19 protein-coding genes are annotated in these 16,189 nt (G+C 56.4%); 2 read left to right on the forward strand and 17 right to left on the reverse strand.

The window, feature by feature from the left end; all coding sequences use genetic code 11:
* Window positions 1–151: 151 nt before the first annotated feature.
* Window positions 152–1,117, reverse strand: a complete 966-nt coding sequence (locus LA5095_RS18070; protein ID WP_055117429.1) for a glycoside hydrolase family 73 protein — start codon at window positions 1,115–1,117, stop codon at window positions 152–154.
* Between LA5095_RS18070 and LA5095_RS18075 the strand changes: the two genes are divergently transcribed.
* The gene (locus LA5095_RS18075) at window positions 1,116–1,436 is read left to right on the forward strand and encodes a hypothetical protein (RefSeq protein ID WP_055117430.1); all 321 of its coding nucleotides are present in this window, start codon (window positions 1,116–1,118) and stop codon (window positions 1,434–1,436) included. The two genes, LA5095_RS18070 and LA5095_RS18075, sit on opposite strands and share 2 nt — an antisense overlap.
* Window positions 1,437–1,470: 34 nt before the next feature.
* On the opposite strand, the gene LA5095_RS18080 is transcribed toward LA5095_RS18075, so the two are convergent.
* The 4 genes from LA5095_RS18080 to LA5095_RS18095 all read right to left on the reverse strand — a co-directional run bounded on the left by LA5095_RS18080 (window position 1,471) and on the right by LA5095_RS18095 (window position 5,452).
* Entirely contained in the window at window positions 1,471–2,373 is a 903-nt protein-coding gene (locus LA5095_RS18080; protein ID WP_055117433.1) for a hypothetical protein, read from the reverse strand.
* A complete protein-coding gene (locus LA5095_RS18085) occupies window positions 2,370–2,681 on the reverse strand; it encodes a Bbp19 family protein (RefSeq protein WP_055117434.1) in 312 nt (103 codons plus the stop codon). Before LA5095_RS18085 ends, LA5095_RS18080 begins: the two co-directional genes overlap by 4 nt.
* Window positions 2,662–4,383 (reverse strand): portal protein, encoded by a 1,722-nt coding sequence (locus LA5095_RS18090; protein WP_055117436.1) that lies wholly within the window; start codon window positions 4,381–4,383, stop codon window positions 2,662–2,664. Before LA5095_RS18090 ends, LA5095_RS18085 begins: the two co-directional genes overlap by 20 nt.
* Before the next feature lie 364 nt (window positions 4,384–4,747).
* Window positions 4,748–5,452 carry a hypothetical protein gene (locus LA5095_RS18095; protein WP_144436040.1) on the reverse strand — a complete coding sequence of 235 codons (705 nt, stop codon included), beginning with the start codon at window positions 5,450–5,452 and terminating at the stop codon, window positions 4,748–4,750.
* Between the two features lie 388 nt (window positions 5,453–5,840).
* On the opposite strand from LA5095_RS18095, the gene LA5095_RS18100 reads away from it, so the two are divergent.
* Window positions 5,841–6,407 (forward strand): hypothetical protein, encoded by a 567-nt coding sequence (locus LA5095_RS18100; protein WP_144436041.1) that lies wholly within the window; start codon window positions 5,841–5,843, stop codon window positions 6,405–6,407.
* Window positions 6,408–6,426: 19 nt separating this feature from the next.
* On the opposite strand, the gene LA5095_RS18105 is transcribed toward LA5095_RS18100, so the two are convergent.
* From LA5095_RS18105 to LA5095_RS18150, 12 genes are all read right to left on the reverse strand, one after another.
* Window positions 6,427–7,323: an aminoglycoside phosphotransferase family protein gene (locus tag LA5095_RS18105; RefSeq protein ID WP_055117443.1), complete on the reverse strand. Its 897-nt coding sequence runs from the start codon at window positions 7,321–7,323 to the stop codon at window positions 6,427–6,429.
* Window positions 7,324–7,367: 44 nt separating this feature from the next.
* Entirely contained in the window at window positions 7,368–7,994 is a 627-nt protein-coding gene (locus LA5095_RS18110) for a LysE family translocator (RefSeq protein ID WP_055118028.1), read from the reverse strand.
* 192 nt (window positions 7,995–8,186) lie between these two features.
* Window positions 8,187–8,789 (reverse strand): hypothetical protein, encoded by a 603-nt coding sequence (locus LA5095_RS18115; protein WP_055117446.1) that lies wholly within the window; start codon window positions 8,787–8,789, stop codon window positions 8,187–8,189.
* A gap of 83 nt (window positions 8,790–8,872) precedes the next feature.
* Entirely contained in the window at window positions 8,873–9,334 is a 462-nt protein-coding gene (locus LA5095_RS18120; RefSeq protein WP_055117448.1) for a hypothetical protein, read from the reverse strand.
* 44 nt (window positions 9,335–9,378) lie between these two features.
* Complete coding sequence (locus LA5095_RS18125) at window positions 9,379–10,959, reverse strand: terminase (RefSeq protein ID WP_144436042.1); 1,581 nt, start codon at window positions 10,957–10,959, stop codon at window positions 9,379–9,381.
* Window positions 10,931–11,401 (reverse strand): hypothetical protein, encoded by a 471-nt coding sequence (locus LA5095_RS18130; protein WP_144436043.1) that lies wholly within the window; start codon window positions 11,399–11,401, stop codon window positions 10,931–10,933. The genes LA5095_RS18125 and LA5095_RS18130 overlap by 29 nt, the downstream gene beginning before the upstream one ends.
* Window positions 11,402–11,535: 134 nt before the next feature.
* Window positions 11,536–13,812, reverse strand: coding sequence for an EF-hand domain-containing protein (locus LA5095_RS18135; RefSeq protein WP_055117453.1), 2,277 nt, complete (start codon window positions 13,810–13,812; stop codon window positions 11,536–11,538).
* Complete coding sequence (locus LA5095_RS18140) at window positions 13,809–14,333, reverse strand: hypothetical protein (RefSeq protein WP_055117454.1); 525 nt, start codon at window positions 14,331–14,333, stop codon at window positions 13,809–13,811. Before LA5095_RS18140 ends, LA5095_RS18135 begins: the two co-directional genes overlap by 4 nt.
* Window positions 14,334–14,378: 45 nt before the next feature.
* Window positions 14,379–14,528, reverse strand: a complete 150-nt coding sequence (locus tag LA5095_RS32760) for a hypothetical protein (RefSeq protein ID WP_158510403.1) — start codon at window positions 14,526–14,528, stop codon at window positions 14,379–14,381.
* A complete protein-coding gene (locus LA5095_RS18145; RefSeq protein WP_055117456.1) occupies window positions 14,525–15,049 on the reverse strand; it encodes a hypothetical protein in 525 nt (174 codons plus the stop codon). The genes LA5095_RS32760 and LA5095_RS18145 overlap by 4 nt, the downstream gene beginning before the upstream one ends.
* 45 nt (window positions 15,050–15,094) lie before the next feature.
* Window positions 15,095–15,244: a hypothetical protein gene (locus LA5095_RS32765; RefSeq protein ID WP_158510404.1), complete on the reverse strand. Its 150-nt coding sequence runs from the start codon at window positions 15,242–15,244 to the stop codon at window positions 15,095–15,097.
* Window positions 15,241–15,756 (reverse strand): hypothetical protein, encoded by a 516-nt coding sequence (locus tag LA5095_RS18150; RefSeq protein WP_055117458.1) that lies wholly within the window; start codon window positions 15,754–15,756, stop codon window positions 15,241–15,243. The genes LA5095_RS32765 and LA5095_RS18150 overlap by 4 nt, the downstream gene beginning before the upstream one ends.
* Window positions 15,757–16,189 lie beyond the last annotated feature (433 nt).

Here is a 16,189-nt window from a genome sequence, read left to right on the forward strand (position 1 = left end):
TCAACATTCCAATACCGTTCCCTGTATGTTCTCACGCGCATTCAGAAAGCACAACCAAAAATTGATTACCTTGTGTTTTGGGTCGTCTCGCAGTGTTTGAACAATTCTGCTGTGAACGGACGAACAAGTCGATTTTGACCGACGACTGCTTTCACGCAAATCCAAAGAGTTTCGGATCTCTGCCGGCAGCCAGAATTAACTGCCTGGCCTGGATGGGGTTTTCTTTTATGAGCTGCGCTTGCCGATCGAGATCAGTCCCGTCCAGATCAAACGGATTAAGTCCGCCGGACCTGCCGGTTCGGCCCTGTTCTCGAGGACCCGACGGTTTGCGAGTGGGCACAACCCTCTCTGGTTTAGAACGTGGTTTAGCACGGACTGGAAAGGCAACGTTGCCCATGTGATTTTGCGCGCCCCCAAATTCGGGCTTGCCCCTGGGAGGGCGCGGGTTATTTCCACTGTCGTCGTTGGCGCTAACACTAACCTCATTCCGATGGGATCTATGGCCTGGCTTCCGAAGCGGCACGGGAGTTGCCTCGACATTGAGTAATCCCATTAGATGGGTATCAAAAATCGAAGATGTTCCAGTTGGTTTTTGATTTCCGGAAAGAATGTCTTGAAGTAACGCGCTGTTTTCTGTGTCTTCCTTGAAGCGCAGGAGGGCATCAGAGGGAGGAGAATACTGTTCGCCGATGCGTCGCTCGATATAGGCTAGCTTCTGACCGTATTTCCTATCCGTCGCGTATCCACCAGGTTTCCCATATCGCAAACCTTCCGCAGCATCAGCGAATGTTCGCGCCGACATCGCTTCAGGCCAACGGGTTGACACAGTCTCCACCCAATCCGCAAGACTGTCGTCAATACTGTCGTATTTTCGAAATCGATCAGTCTTATTGACGCGCTTGCCACCGATTTCTTCCCAGGTTTGGAAACTCTGAACATCGCCTTTCCAGGAAGATCTCGCCTTAATGCCGAAATAGTTGTTCCCTTTGACAGACTGGCCGTACAACGTCTCCAGCGAAGCTTGGGCCGCCGCAAGCCGCGCCTGCGGATCTTGCAATCCAAAATTGCGTGCAGCAATATAGACCCGCCTTGAGAATTCGTTTACATGAGCTGACATGAAAAAATTTATCCTTTTCTTTTTAGGATTTACTTCGGCAAGTCCGGCGTTTTCGCAATCTTACTTCTGCCCGGACGAGCTTGTTCCTTACACATTTACGCTTTTCGAAGACGTTCTCATGATAAATCGTGCATATCATCGCGCGTTTTGCCAAAGAAAAGAGGGCATAGAGTATGAATGCCTGGAAAAATGGACCGACGACACGCCTGTAAGCGTTTATTCAATACATGCGAAAGTCGACGAGACCGGTAATTTGGCATTTTGGAACTCGTCGGAAACGCTGGACAAAGCCCCCTGGCTTATCCCTAGATGTGAGTGAAAGTTCAAAAACTTCGGTGCAACAGGGAAATCACTCAAACCCGGAACATCTTCGGGTCCCGTCCTGCGGCCAGGATCATCTGCCGGGCGCGCGCCGGATTGCGGTCCAGAAGATCTGACTGCTGCTTCAGATCAAGACTGTCCCGGTCGAACGGATTGGCACCACCGGTCCCTTCGGCGAGGCCGGACAGTCCGTCTTCCGCGAAGGCGCTGTCATGGATGAAGGTCAGCAGCTTCACCGCAACCGGATCGACAACCTGCTGCAATCCGCTCTTGTCGGCCCTTGAAAGCGCGCCCTTTTCCGCAAACCAGTCTGTCAGGTCTATTCCGGCGGACTTCAGACCCGTCAGCGCCCGGTCGGCGCGGGCAACAGCGTTCTGGTAACCGTCGCTTTCAGGTGGTCCGAAATCCCGTACCAGATCCTGATGGGCGCTTTCGGCCGCCTTTTCCTGAGAAAGGGTTGCGCCGGTTGCCGCCGCTTCATGCGCGGTAAATTGCTCCGCCATCTTGCCGACCCACCTGTCGTGCAGTTTCTGCGCCGCTTCCGGGTGAAGACCTGCCTCTTCGAACCAGCCGCCCGCCTCCCGGGCAAAGGCCTGATCGTAGGGGAAACTCTCCGGCAGGTTCTCGGGCATGGAGAACCGATACCCTTCCTTCGGCGTCCAGCTTTTGGAGATTTCAGAGTAAAACTCCGATCGCTCTTGATCGCTTGCTTCGCTTCCCGGCACCTGAACGGACCCCATCAGCTCGCCTTGCAGTGCCTTGAAACCGTCAAACACACTCGCCGCGTCGCTCCAGCCGTTTTCAGCAGCGAAGCTCCGATGCTCTTCGCTGAGCCCGGACAGAAAACCGGTCTCCATCTCAAGCGGTCCTGTCGCGTTATCTCCAACTGGCTCGAATGTGTCATTAGCGATATTGTCGGAATAGTCTTCCATCATAAATCCTCGTCGGGTCCGAGATCAGGCAGGGTTTCAAGACGCGCGGCTTCCTGCAGGGCCGCGTGTTCTTCCGGAGAAATCCTGATCATGCTGAGAATGCGCGCGTACAGCGCCTTTCGGCCGTCCAGATAGCCGCTTTCGCGTTGCGAAAGTTCCGCCGGTGCCGCCTGGTAGATCCCGCATTCGGCCGCAAGGTCCGCCAGCACCGATTCACCCTCGGGACACAAAAAAACGGACCGATAGGCCCGTTCGATTGCGTCCGCTCTGTTTTCACGTCGCGCGATCCGTTTAAGGGAGTGCCAGACCATCGAGCCCTCCCTCTTCTTCGCCCAGGGTTTTCAGCAGAGGCGCGCCGTCCTTGGCCATCTTCGCAAGACTTTCGCCGGTGGCAAGCTGCTGCTGTTGCGCAGCTTCCTCGGTGCGTTTCTGCCGCAGCGCTTCCACTTCTTCCGGCCGCCGTTTCAGCTTGGCCGGCAGGCCGAGCGAACGCCGGGTCAGGTCATATTCCTCCACCCGGTCGTGAAGGTCGGCGATCGCAGGGTCGGCCTGCGCGGCAATACCCAGATATTCCTGAAAGCCCATGATCGCCTCGAAATGCCCCGCCTCGCGCATCTGGTCGATTGGCGCGGTGGAGGTCAGGGTGACGTCACTTTCAAGAACGCTTTTCGGCGGCACCAGGGGCGAGCCCGGCGCAAAGGCACCACGGCGACCGAGAATGCCGACTTCGCGTTCGAAAAGCACTTCATTGCCGGACATGATGTTGGTCGAGAAGGGGCCGATCATGTCGGCCATTTCCTTTCGGCGAATGTTGACCTCTGTCGCGGTGCGTCCATTGCCCTCCAGAAGTGTCTGCCACAGATCACCATAGAGACCGACACGCAGTTTTTCGCGTATGTTCTCGATCTGGGCATCTGCCGCGCCCGGGTTGACTGTTTCCAGCATTGGCCGGAACAGTGGCCGGCCCTGCTCGTCGATCAGACCCGGGTTCGTCCGGCCCGGATTGAGGTCCAGCTGCCTCTCCTGGCGATGGGTCGCGATTGGCGGCCGCACGGCCTGTGAACTTGCGATCAGCCCGTCCCGGGCCAGGCTTTGCAGGCTCTTGATGTCGCTCATCAGCTTGGCCTGCGGCGGTGAGCCATAGGGCGACAGGCCGTCCCGGTCCCAACGACTGATCACCAGTGGATATTCAAAATACCCGCCACGGCGGCAGGCATGCCCGCTCTCTTCTTCGAAGTGGATGCTTTCGTATCGCGATTTTCTGATGTCGGCAGCCTCCTCGAAGCCGCCTTCACGCAGGAAACAGGCATGGACAAAACGGTATTCGGACGATTTGCGCTTTGGATCCTCCGCGTCGTCTTTCACCTTCTGGGAAACATTGCCGTCATATTCCTTGACCGCCTGCCAGGCCTTCAGCGTGCGCACACGAAAGAAGCCGCAGTCATTGCCTTGCGCATCCACCACCAGAAAGATCTCGTAGAGCGGCACGTAGCGATAGTGGATCGGTGTGCGGATATCGGCCAGGTTCGTTTCATTCTCGATAGGGAACAGAACTCCCGTCCCCAGTTTCACTGTCGACAGCAGCCGGGACCGATTGGCAAGCGCAAATCCCGACCTGCCTGCATAACGCACCCGAAACAGGTGGTCGCGCACAAGTTCAAAGAACTCCTCGTCTTCCTGTCCGGGTGGCGGTGAAAACGGATCGCCGAAGCCAACGCCGTGCCAGTTGAATCCTTCCGGCATGGTCAGTGAACCGACGCCTGAAGCCAGCCGGTCCAGCAACCAGACGGCAGTCGGGTCGTAAAGCTTGCGCGAACGTTCGCGCGCAGCGGAACGGTGGAACACGCTCATGCCGTCAGTCACGACAATACCGCCCGGCCTGTTGAAGGCACGCTCCATATCCGGAGCCGTATAGGTCACATAGTCCTGCCAGTCGTTTTCGTACCAATGGCGTTCGGACTTCGCGCTCTGCAACTCCTGTTTCAAATCATCGACTATTCCCATCTGGATCATGCCCGCCCCAATAGAGTGACACTCGACCGGGAGGCACTGCCAAAGTCGGAAACTCCCAGCGGGCTGGTATGGGTGGTCGCCCGCGTGCCATAGGCCGCTGCTCGGCGTCGTCGGTTCGTTTCCTGGAGGTTTTTCGCCTGCCTCTGCGGATCGGGTTGCCGCGGTGGTGGTGGAGTCGGTTCAGGGTCCGGCTGCTTGGAGCCGCCAAAAAAACACATGAGGTTTACCTCGCTCTGTTTTGACAAGATCTGTTAGGGAATTGACTGCTGCAGATGGTTGCCGCCTTGCATGTCCCTGCCGCAGGCGGGAAATATCGAAAGACGATCCCACTCTTCACCAAACACCGTCGGCGGAAAATAGGCGATCAGGCCTCGGGTGTCTGCGTGTCGCGCACGTGGATTCCAGGTGCGGGCTTTGCTTGCGACACCGGAATATTGGTTGGATTTGGATCTGCTTCGGGGACCATTGGCTTGGCTTCCGCCTCGGACTGTTTGGGTTGTGTCAGTCCGAACTCTTCAGCCTTTTTCCATAGCCGCGCCATATGGGTCATGCGGCTGCGCTGCCAGGCCCGGTCCACATTCGCCTGGAAACTCTCCGTCACCACGCGCCGCTCACCCGCCTCATCGTCATAGGAAAGCGTCATCCGTGGGCCATAACCGTCTTCGTCATATCCCCCCTGCAGCCAGTCACTCCCCGTTCGCCGGTTCTCCTTTGTGTCCTTGGAGAGCGGAAAACCTCGAAAGGGAACACGTGTCTTCGACCCATACCAGGCCATAAATTCTGCAAGCGTTTCAGACGCCTCCAGCGGGTTCTTTTCCCAGAATTCGTCATCGTCGTTGGTCAGATCCGGGCGGGTTTTCAGGAAAGCCCGAAACTCCGTTCTCTGCCTGACCGCGTCTCGAAGCTCCTTGTGTTTCAGCATCAAATCGGCGAGTTCCAATACAACGTCGAACGAAAGGTCGGTTTCCCGGTCGTTCAGATGTTGCCGGAAATAGGCTTTGCCTTCTTCGCTTTCCTCAAAGACTTCCAGCTCTTCCCGCCAGCCGGTGATATCTTCAGTATCTGCCATCAAAACCATTCCTGTTTTGTCGCAGCAATATGTTCATGAATTGTTCCAAAATACAGCCAGTGCGCGCGCAGTTGCCCGTGCAGCTCGGAAATAGCTGTTCTCCTGTGTCGTGCGATCCTGGCCGCACTTTCCCAATGTACCGTGATGAGGCCTGTTTTAGCCTTGTTTTGACGAAGCGTCCATCAGACGAAGATGTCTGAAACACCATTTCAGACGAATTTTTCAGAAAGCATAAGTGAAATCAGAGACCTGCAGACTATTTCGATTGAGCGCGCCGGGCAGCGTTTCTGCGCGTCTTCACACACACCCGGAAAGATCCGCGAATCCGGTGAGCTTGGAACCGAAATTCGATTGTCTTTCCTCGCTGCTCCCCCTACAGCATGCAGCAATGATTTTTGCTCTTTCCATCGCGCTTGCCTATGCGCTCACCAATATCGACGGCCTCTTTGCCTTCTTTGCAATAGCAACCTCCGGCAGGTATCGCCAGGCACTGACCGGTTTCCTGATTGCGCAGGCAATTGTTGTCTGCGGGGCCTACGTCACCGGTGTGGGCGTCACGGTCGTGACACCCCATGCACTTGGCTATCTCGGAGTGATCCCCCTCTCGCTCGGCCTATGGGAAGTCTGGAAAAACATGTCCCGCACCAGTGTCGATGCCAGGACATCGAAACCCGCACACTCCGTGTTCAGCGCGATGGTGATTTTCCTCGCGCTCAGCGCCGACACGTTCGTCATGATGGCCGCCTTTTTTGCTGATACTGCCTCGGTATTCGACAGGCACGTTCTGCTCGGAGCCTTTGTCGCTGTTGCAGGGCTTGTCATTGCAGGAACGCTGCTTGCCAAAAGTCTGGGCCGAAACCTGAAGGTCCAAGCCTTCTTCGCAAAACTCTCGCCCTTTGTGATGATTGTCGCTGGTATTTACATCCTGCTCGACACGGCAACGGATACTTTTTGAGCCGCGATATCACTCAGGCTCAGACCGATGCCTGCATGAGCCCCAGCCGGCGCAACGTTTGGCGACTTTGCCGGCACAGCGGTTCATTTTTCCCGCCACGATAATAGCTGAGCGCGATCACGGCGCCGTAAAGCGCCCATCCCCTGGCGCGCAGCCAGACCTGATCGGAGATCATCAACGTCTCTCGGAACGCACACCTGGCCTCAGGCACAACCCACGACCACGCGGCGGCATAATCGGCAGCAGGGTCTCCGACCGCACAAAGTCCCCAATCGATCACGGCACAAAGTCTACCATTCCGTGCCAGAAGGTTGTCCGGCTTCAGATCCCCGTGCAGCCAGTTTCCAGACCCATCGAATGGAATGCGACATGCATCTTCCCACAAGGATACGGCAGCAGCCCTGTCCACTTCGTCAGCCAGAATGTCGATTGACTTGCGGGTGTTTTTATCCAGAAGTACCAGGGCAACACCTCTTTGATGATTGCATGTCCCTGTCACAGGCGCTCCGGAAGGGTCTGTTTCCCGTAATGCTTCTAGAAACCCTGCCAGGTCCAGTGCCGCCTGTTCGGCACTTTCTAGCGCATCAGCTGTTGCCTCTTCGCCGGGCAGCCAGCGGAAAACCGCAAATTCATGTCCGAATGCAACGCTCGCTCGGCCTTTGCGAAAAAGTTCCGGAATCTCCAGCGGAAGTCCGGTGAAGCGCGGCAGCCAGGTCACCTCCTTTTCAAGGAGCGGCACGGCTTCCGGCCGCCTTGGCAACCGCATCACATACTGGCCGCCGACACGGTAGAGTGCATTGTCCGTACCTGATGACGACAGCCGGCGAACCGTCATCCCCCCGAGTTCGGGAAACTGAAGATCGATCAGCCGCCGTGCAGTGGTTTCATCAGAGTAAATCTCGTTTGCGTGCATCATGATTGCCCTTGCCGGCCACTCAGGCAATCAACAGGCAAGCTGTATCACCGTTCCTGCAGGGCAAGCCGGGCGCCGAGCGCACAATAAATGCCGCCGACGACCTTGCCCTGCCATTTCACGACCGCGGGATGCTTCTTCAGGAAACTGCCGAGTTTTCCGGCTCCAACGGCAAAGACCACGGTACTGAACAGGCCCAGAAACACGAAGATCACACCCAGAACGGTCAGCTGAAGCATCACCGACCCGTTTTCCGGTTTCACGAACTGCGGCAGGAAGGCGAGGAAAAACAACGCAGTTTTCGGGTTCAGCACCTCTGCGACAATCGCCTGGTTGAAGGCCTTGCGTGCCGAAATCGGCTTGCTGCCCCGTGCAAGGTCCAGGGGCGTTTTGTCGATGATCGCGATGATCCCGAGATAAATCAGATAGGCGGCACCTGCATATTTGATGACACTGAACAGAAGCGCCGATGTTGCGATAACCGCCGAAACGCCGATGATCGCCATGAAGGTGTGCACCACATCACCGGCGGCAATCCCCGCCCCTGTCGCAATTCCGGCCCGCGTGCCCGAACTCGTCGCCCGCGCGACTGTAAGCAACGTCGCCGGACCGGGTATGAACACGAACCCGAGAACGATGGTCACATAGGCAATCATGGTGGCTGTATCGATCATTTCCATAGTCTTGCAGCTTCCGAAGGTCGAAACGACCCCCCCATCCTCGTGGCAGAGGCAATTTCAATTCCGATCGTAAACGCATTTCTCGGCTTCGGACAAATTCCTTGCGCACGGGAAACTCTCTTCTCGGGTCAATTCAATTCAGTGAACGGGAACAAGGCATACGGATCGCGCTCAACACTGTCGGGCTCACACCTGTCGCAGGAACTTCTGGAGCTTCTCCCGTTCCGGATAATCCTTGAGAAAATTTCCGGAATTGATCTGGTAGGTGTGGTCCTTGGTCCGAACGTTGCCGTTACTCATGAACTCGGCTGCAAAGAGAAATGGAAGGCCGGGCTTTTTCAGATCCCACTGCAGAAAACCACCTCCCATGGGGTATTGGTCGGAAGGGCTCATCGCACTGTCGTGACGCGTTGTCGGCAATATTTTCACCAGACGATCAGATCCGGAAACCGCTGTAAAATCCAGGGCCAATTCCTGAAAATCCCGATACCCGTCCTGCCCGCGTTGACCAAGAATGCTGTCATGCACCGAACCGCGACCGGCATCTTCGGCGTCCGTGGATCCGGGCAGGCCGAATTTCCCGCCGGAGCGCATTGTATTGCCATGAAGCTCGAAGTCCTTCGGTTCGGGCAATCGCTTCAGCAACAACAATTTGTAACCTTGTGTCAGTCTGCCCGCGTGGTAGCCGATATTGGTCTCGGTGCGGCGGAAATCTGCCAGAATGATCGCTTTCAGTTGGGTTATGTTTCCGGAAATGGCGGGCGTCATTGCACCAAGCATCAAAGACATTGCAGAACTCCAGGACAATCGAATATCTAAAATATGCCGTCATGAAAAACGGTTTCGCACCCTAATCTTGGTGATCGTCCGGCTCAAGCGCTGTGCTCGCGGTCACTGGCATGACACGGAGCCACTATGTTGCGTATCCACGCATAGACGAAATAGTCCTCCCCGCCCCGACCGTAAGAACGCAGTAGCCCCTCCTTTTGGCCGCCAAACGACTCGATCCACCGATGGGCGATATCATGCTCGCAATGAGCAATCACCTGCAGACGGCGGCAGTCCTGTTCGATCAAGGGCCTCAGCCGGGTCAGGTGACGGGTGATCAGCGGAACGCAGCGCCTGAACCGGTCGGTTCCGAAGGCCCAGGCTTGCCAGTGGTCCGGGTCGAAGGCAGATGCCTGGCTGAACCCGTATGCCGCTGCCGGCTGCCCGTCGTACCAGACGGACCAGACCATGCCGGGAACCGCCGTTTCCAATGCACAAATCCCAAGCGCTCGCGTGTCCCAGTTCTTCCACAGGCAAACAATCTCCCGGCGATCTTCTTCACGCATGTTCGCCGCAATGAAGCTCGCGTCACGAACGGTAAGTTTCCGGGTCAGAACCCTCCGAGCGGGTCGTCCAGGGGAGCTGCGCCAGTCCGTTGCTCCGACTTCAGAACCCGTGCGATCTCCGCTTTGTCTTTCCATCCAAGTGCCTCAACAATTGCGTCCGCCTCATCAGGTGACGACCCGAGGCGGTTCTTGATGTCTTCCTTGCTCTCGATCAGGATCTTGCCGCCCTTCAGCTTCCAGCGTTGAGCCGTCAACTGCGCTTTCACCGTTGCCGAGCGTTTGATGGCAAGTCCCGATCCGCTTTTGGGATGCAGCGCCTCGCGCAGCCGCCAGTAGAGCTGGGCGCGCAGATTGTAGAACGGAATCCGGCTGTCTCTGGCAACTTCACCCGATTGTGCCGAGAACACGCATTTTTCAACCGCAATGCTGTTTTCCCTGGTAAGAAAACCGACCGTGTCCCCACCCCAGCCGCCGGTGCAATCAACAACGATCAGCGCATTGTCCCTGCGCTCCTTGATGATAAGAGCCCCAACGTCGGCTCCATCTCGCGTATCGGTGCCCTTGCGGACTATGCTCTCGTCGAAGCGCCGGCCGCGCAATGGCTGAAGCACGGTCTTGTCCTTGCCGCCCTGGGCCACGTCGACGGCCAGAACATCCATCTTCTTGTCCGCATCGACGCCGTCGTCATGGCGTTGAAAGGCCAATTCGATCCACTCCGAAGGGATCACCTGCCAGTCGTGGTCCTGCCGCGCGGCCTGGAAGTCACCCGTCTTCAGGGCCGTTCGCATCGGCTCCGGCATCTGGTCCAGTTGCGCGTCGTAGTCCTGTCCGAGATAGGCATTGTCCCGGCGTCTCGCCGGTATGAAGGTTCGGCTCTTTGGGGTCCTGACCTCGCCCTCCACTTCCACCGGGCCGGGTCCGTCAACCCACACGGTGCGCACGCTGTCGCCATCGTCGACAAAGACGGCCCAGAGCAATTCTCCGTGCATCACGATGCCGTAAAGCGGGTGGAGTGGATCCAGCCAGGGCGCGAACCACTCGTTCAGAAAGTCACCCTGGCCACCAAGTGGCGGATTGGTCGCGATCAGACCGCGGCACCGCTGGTCCTTCCGGGTCGTTCGGAGCCATCCGAGCACGAACAGGATCTTGCGCGGATCCATCTGCGCACCTTCGTCGAAAGCCTTGAGATCATGGTCCCGCCCCTGCCAGTCTTCTTCTGAACCGGGGAGCCCGAGATGACCGAATTCGATCATCCGCTCATCAGGCCCGGTCCAGCGTGGCGGATTACCCGCGATTTTCCCGAGCCCGGCGGAGCGCATCAAGGTATTCATGCGCTCGATCAGGCCTTTCAGCGACTTCAGTGACTGCCGGTAGATCGCCGCCTTGTGATGTGCGAACAAGGCCAGACCGGCAATCAGGTCCGTCTTTCCGCCACCTGCTGCGCCGCCGTAAAGAGTGAGGTCGGCTTCTGAAAAATAACCTTCGGTTTGCGGTCCCGGCTGTGGTTGCCAGACATCGAACTGGTCCAGGACACCGGCCTCGTCCAGTTGTTTTTGCAGCGCGACCCTTTCCGGTGCGTCCATGGTTTCTATGTGATCAATCAGGGTCTGAAGGGTTGTCGTCATTCCCTTTTGCATCCTCGCTCGTTAACAGCGCCATCACGCCCAGAGCGATTTCGGCGGAACTGCGTGGCTTGAGTTTTTCAATCCGGGAGGCTTCCTCCGGGCTGCTCAGCACGTTCCATGTGTCAACTTCCGAACGGTCGCGCCATCCGGCCCTGTTCTTCATGTTGAACGTCCAGGCGCTGGCGTTGAATTTCGCAAGATCCCCCCGCGCGCCCTCCTTGCCAATTTTTTCCCATTCCAGCAATCCACGCCGCGCCGCTTCTTCCAGTTGCGCGGACGGGAAATCTTCGGGAAATTGTTCTGCGTAGTAACGCAAGGTTTTCCGATCGGCTTCCGGGAAGCTCTCGACCGAATACCCGGCTGCGATATGCGCACAGAACGCTGCGCACGCCTTCTTCCGTGCCGACTGAGACGGCCATTTCAGAGCTTCTGCGTGCGGCAAGGTCTTTTCTGCAGGCCGCACTGATTTTCTATTTGAGGTTCGAATGACACCCTCCAGACATGAACCGCCCCATTGGGGCGACTGTTTGCGAAACGCGCCCCCGCCGGGCATTTAGGTCATGACCAACCTTGGCATCAGGGTCCTGAATTTGCTCCCGGTGAAGGTTTGGTGCCTGCAACTCCGTAGCCGGAAGGCATTGGCTGCACCCTTGGCATCGGACGCAATTCAGGACTTCTTTCAGGTTGTCCAACTGAATTTTCTGTTGGGTCCGGGTGCTCTGATGGAGCTGCCGGCACACCCTGAGGTGCAGCAGGCGATTCGGGGACCATTGGCTTGGCTTCCGCCTCGGACTGTTTGGGCTGTGTCAGGCCGAACTCTTCAGCCTTTTGTCTTAGCCGCGCCATATGGGTCATGCGGCTGCGCTGCCAGGCCCGGTCCACATTCGCCTGGAAACTCTCCGTCACCACACGCCGCTCACCCGCCTCATCGTCATAGGACAGCGTCATCCGCGGGCCATAACCGTCTTTGTCATATCCCCCCTGCAGCCAGTCACTCCCCGTTCGCCGGTTCGGCATCACATAGACCTGTTTCGCCCTGATCCCCCGTTCTGTCAGTGCCTGCTCCGCATCCTCGCGCACATAGCGGAAACCGTCCTCTTCCAGATCGCTGTAGACCTTCTCCACGGGATACTTGATCACCGTGCCGTCCTCATGGGTGGCAAAGGCTGTCAGACCCCATTCAAGCGCCAGGATCCGCGCAGCAGTCACCTTGGCAACCTCCTCGTCGCCCCGCATGTAGATGAGGCTCTGCTTCAGTTGTGCATTGTATTCTGCAAGCGCCTGCGCTTCTTCTTCCGGGCTTCCGCCAAAGCGCCTGATCCGGTCATAGGATGTCTTGCGGCCCGAAAACGAACCTGTTGCTCCAGATCCGGCCTGGCCCGATGCTGCGGCCAAATCATCCGCGCCGCTCCGCCCCGCCCCATGCAGGCGTTCCTCGGGCCAGATCGAGGGCGGCAGGATCGGGTCGGACCCCGGCAACCGGTCGACATCCGACAGCGGTGCCTCGCCCTCAAGCACGCGCCCGGGCGACAGGTCCGGATTGCGGAAATCCGGTTCCACCAGCCGTGCCGGTGCGCTTTCCTCCGCCCGGTGCAGCAGCAGATCGGTGAGTTCGTTCGTGCCTGCGCCGTTGGCCAGCGCTGCGTCCAGCTCTTCGCCGCCGGTCCGGATCGCACCGCGCACCTTGCCGATCGCCTCGGCGGCCTCTTCCTCGCTTTCGGCACTGCCGAACACCCGGTCGAGAACCCCGCCAACGGCCCCGGTCAGGGCATCGCGTCCTTCCACATAGGCAGCCAGTGCTGTGGAGCCCGTCACATCATCGGCGAGCGCCGCCATCTGCTGGATCACTTCGTCGTCCGGATAGGCCTCACCGTAAAGCTGCATCAGCGACACGATGTCGTCGATATTGCCCAGGACGTCCCAGGCTTTCTTCAACGGTCCGATCGGCGTGAAGGTAATGGCAAGGTCGATACCGGCTTCGGCCGCCAGGTTCTTGAGCTGTTCCCTCGTAAACTCGATCCCAAGCGATTGAGCAGCCTCCAGATAGGGAAGTCCGCTTTCCTCCGCTTCTCTTGTAATCAGATCGTGCATCGCATAGGCAGCAGCACCGGTAATAAAGATCGGCGCACCAAGATCGAACAGCTTCCGGCCTCTTTTTGCAGCCCGTTTTCTGTTGGTTTTGCGCTTTTCACGATCCTCCAAGACATTCGTTTGCCGAGCTTCGTCCTTCAGCTTGAGCGCAGCTTCGTAACTTTCCGGAACATCCGGCTGCTGCTTTTCAAGGTGGTGACTTTCGCCAAAGTGACCCTTGAGAGCAGTTTCGCGAATGGAATTGAAGTTTGCTTCTGTAAGGTCAACATTCGGGTGCGCCACCAACCAGCTCATGAGGGCTTTCATGCTGACGCGCTCGAAGTGAATGCGCTTCAGCGGATGATGTTTTCCAACCCTGTTGTCAAGGAACGCGTGGTCCGCGCTAATGACCTCGAAGTCATAGATGTCCTGGTTCTCCAACATGAATTTCCGGGCACCCATATCCCAGAGTTCCTTGTTGGTGCCACGCTTGCCGGCCCGGCCCTCCGGGTCGTACCTCTTTTGTTCTTTTCTTGAGGTTATATCTATGTCGTCGACGGTGACGACTTTGCCGGCATATGTTTTCTCTTGAAGCCACGCCTTGAAAGCCGCCCGTTCAGATTCGGGGATCTTTAGCAAATCCTTGTCCGCGTGAAATGCTTGGGCAGCGAACAGAAACTTGTCGCCGCGCCCGATGACGGCATCAAGAGCCGCAAACCCGCCCGACTTGAGAATCCTCCCGATTTGAGCCTGGTCCAGGAGGATCACTTTTTGCTTCTTCATTGTGACGCCCCTTCATCATCTGCGCTGACAAAAAGGCTGAAATTCTGAAGCAGATATTCCTCGGTCTCGCGTGCGTGAACACCGGGAAGACGACCTTGTAGAATCTTATTAGCGACTTCTCTAGCGACATGGTGGAAAACCTGGCCAAGATGAGGATATCCCGCCTTGAAACAGAACCATTGCCAGAATTCGATCAGCAACTGGACGGCCTCATCGGGAAAAAGGGCCATTTCAGGATCGTCATCTTCGAAGGGACCCTTTTTTTCCAAAAGGTCCCACCAATCGGAGAGCTCCTTCATGGCACTTCTCGTTTCCTCGTTGCCGAGCATCACTTCAACCAGATGCAGAACCTGGGAAATCGGGGGTTTGGGAGGCATTCCATGGACAAACTTGTTTTTATGGGCACGCCAATCGTCCATGACGGGATCGTAGATCCCGGCGTCGGTGTCGGTGTTTTCGTCACCGTATTGGAAATATTCGTATTCTTCCCGCCAACCGGCGATATTATCGATACTTGCCATGTGTTTCGATCCTGCTTGTCAACACCAATATGTTCACGAATTGTTCTAGAGCACAACCTCAGGGCAAATTGCTTGCTCGACGAGCAGAAACTTGTCGCCGCGCCCGACGACGGCATCAAGAGCCGCAAACCCGCCCGACTTGAGAATCCTCCCGATTTGAGCCTGGTCCAGGAGGATCACTTTTTGCTTCTTCATTGTGACGCCCCTTCATCATCTGCGCTGACAAAAAGGCTGAAATTCTGAAGCAGATATTCCTCGGTCTCGCGTGCGTGAACACCGGGAAGACGACCTTGTAGAATCTTATTAGCGACTTCTCTAGCGACATGGTGGAAAACCTGGCCAAGATGAGGATATCCCGCCTTGAAACAGAACCATTGCCAGAATTCGATCAGCAACTGGACGGCCTCATCGGGAAAAAGGGCCATTTCAGGATCGTCATCTTCGAAGGGACCCTTTTTTTCCAAAAGGTCCCACCAATCGGAGAGCTCCTTCATGGCACTTCTCGTTTCCTCGTTGCCGAGCATCACTTCAACCAGATGCAGAACCTGGGAAATCGGGGGTTTGGGAGGCATTCCATGGACAAACTTGTTTTTATGGGCAAACCAATCGTCCATGACGGGATCGTAGATCCCGGCATCATAGTCGGTGTCGTCGTCACCATATTCAAGATATTCATATTCTTCCCGCCAACCGGCGATGTTGTTGATACTTGCCATGTGTTTCGGTCCTGCTTGTCAACACCAATATGTTCACGAATTGTTCTAGAGCGAAACCTCAGGGCAAATTGCTTGCTCGACGAGCAGAAACTTGTCGCCGCGCCCGACGACGGCATCAAGAGCCGCAAACCCGCCCGACTTGAGAATCCTCCCGATTTGAGCCTGGTCCAGGAGGATCACTTTTTGCTTCTTCATTGTGACGCCCCTTCATCATCTGCGCTGACAAAAAGGCTGAAATTCTGAAGCAGATATTCCTCGGTCTCGCGTGCGTGAACACCGGGAAGACGACCTTGTAGAATCTTATTAGCGACTTCTCTAGCGACATGGTGGAAAACCTGGCCAAGATGAGGATATCCCGCCTTGAAACAGAACCATTGCCAGAATTCGATCAGCAACTGGACGGCCTCATCGGGAAAAAGGGCCATTTCAGGATCGTCATCTTCGAAGGGACCCTTTTTTTCCAAAAGGTCCCACCAATCGGAGAGCTCCTTCATGGCACTTCTCGTTTCCTCGTTGCCGAGCATCACTTCAACCAGATGCAGAACCTGGGAAATCGGGGGTTTGGGAGGCATTCCATGGACAAACTTGTTTTTATGGGCACGCCAAACGCCTCTAGCGGGATCGTCGGTCGCAGCATCAGTGCCGTCACCATATTCAAGATATTCATATTCTTCCCGCCAGCCGGCGATATTGTCGATACTTGCCATTCATTCGCTCCGTGGAATGTCTTGAATTCTTTTTTCGTTCTAGTGCTCTTAAAAACGTGCGCACACACAAAAAGATCAATTCAAGCATCAGCTCTTTCGGCTAAATTCGGAATGCCACCTATTGGGTCGAACGCACGAAGTTTGTCCGATTAACCGGTGATATCTTCTAAACCTGCCATCAGAACCAATCCTGTCTTGCCGCTGCAATATGTTCATGAATTGTTCTTAATTGCAACCAATGCGCGTGCAGCCGCTCGCGCAACTCAGAAAAAGCTGCTCTCCTGTGTCGTGCGGTCCCGGCCGCACTTTCCCAATGTACCGTGATGAGGCCTGTTTTAGCCCCGTTTTGACGAAGCGTCCATCAAGCGAAGATGTCTGAAGTGTGTTTTCAGACCAAACGGTCGGAAAAGCAATTTCGAAACAAGATATTAGC

Source organism: Roseibium album, from assembly GCF_001404515.1.
In the GTDB taxonomy this organism is placed as follows: domain Bacteria; phylum Pseudomonadota; class Alphaproteobacteria; order Rhizobiales; family Stappiaceae; genus Roseibium; species Roseibium album.

Bases quoted from the DNA above. Each gene is read 5' to 3' on its own strand.
- LA5095_RS18105 (WP_055117443.1), bottom strand. From the start codon at position 7,323: ATGATGCACGCAAACGAGATTTACTCTGATGAAACCACTGCACGGCGG.
- LA5095_RS18125 (WP_144436042.1), bottom strand. From the start codon at position 10,959: ATGACGACAACCCTTCAGACCCTGATTGATCACATAGAAACCATGGAC.
- LA5095_RS18095 (WP_144436040.1), bottom strand. From the start codon at position 5,452: ATGGCAGATACTGAAGATATCACCGGCTGGCGGGAAGAGCTGGAAGTC.
- LA5095_RS18075 (WP_055117430.1), top strand. From the start codon at position 1,116: ATGAAAAAATTTATCCTTTTCTTTTTAGGATTTACTTCGGCAAGTCCG.
- LA5095_RS18110 (WP_055118028.1), bottom strand. From the start codon at position 7,994: ATGATCGATACAGCCACCATGATTGCCTATGTGACCATCGTTCTCGGG.
- LA5095_RS18100 (WP_144436041.1), top strand. From the start codon at position 5,841: ATGATTTTTGCTCTTTCCATCGCGCTTGCCTATGCGCTCACCAATATC.
- LA5095_RS18080 (WP_055117433.1), bottom strand. From the start codon at position 2,373: ATGATGGAAGACTATTCCGACAATATCGCTAATGACACATTCGAGCCA.
- LA5095_RS32760 (WP_158510403.1), bottom strand. From the start codon at position 14,528: ATGAAGAAGCAAAAAGTGATCCTCCTGGACCAGGCTCAAATCGGGAGG.
- LA5095_RS18085 (WP_055117434.1), bottom strand. From the start codon at position 2,681: ATGGTCTGGCACTCCCTTAAACGGATCGCGCGACGTGAAAACAGAGCG.
- LA5095_RS18140 (WP_055117454.1), bottom strand. From the start codon at position 14,333: ATGGCAAGTATCGATAATATCGCCGGTTGGCGGGAAGAATACGAATAT.
- LA5095_RS18070 (WP_055117429.1), bottom strand. From the start codon at position 1,117: ATGTCAGCTCATGTAAACGAATTCTCAAGGCGGGTCTATATTGCTGCA.
- LA5095_RS18145 (WP_055117456.1), bottom strand. From the start codon at position 15,049: ATGGCAAGTATCAACAACATCGCCGGTTGGCGGGAAGAATATGAATAT.
- LA5095_RS18120 (WP_055117448.1), bottom strand. From the start codon at position 9,334: ATGCGTGAAGAAGATCGCCGGGAGATTGTTTGCCTGTGGAAGAACTGG.
- LA5095_RS18135 (WP_055117453.1), bottom strand. From the start codon at position 13,812: ATGAAGAAGCAAAAAGTGATCCTCCTGGACCAGGCTCAAATCGGGAGG.
- LA5095_RS32765 (WP_158510404.1), bottom strand. From the start codon at position 15,244: ATGAAGAAGCAAAAAGTGATCCTCCTGGACCAGGCTCAAATCGGGAGG.
- LA5095_RS18115 (WP_055117446.1), bottom strand. From the start codon at position 8,789: ATGTCTTTGATGCTTGGTGCAATGACGCCCGCCATTTCCGGAAACATA.
- LA5095_RS18090 (WP_055117436.1), bottom strand. From the start codon at position 4,383: ATGATCCAGATGGGAATAGTCGATGATTTGAAACAGGAGTTGCAGAGC.
- LA5095_RS18150 (WP_055117458.1), bottom strand. From the start codon at position 15,756: ATGGCAAGTATCGACAATATCGCCGGCTGGCGGGAAGAATATGAATAT.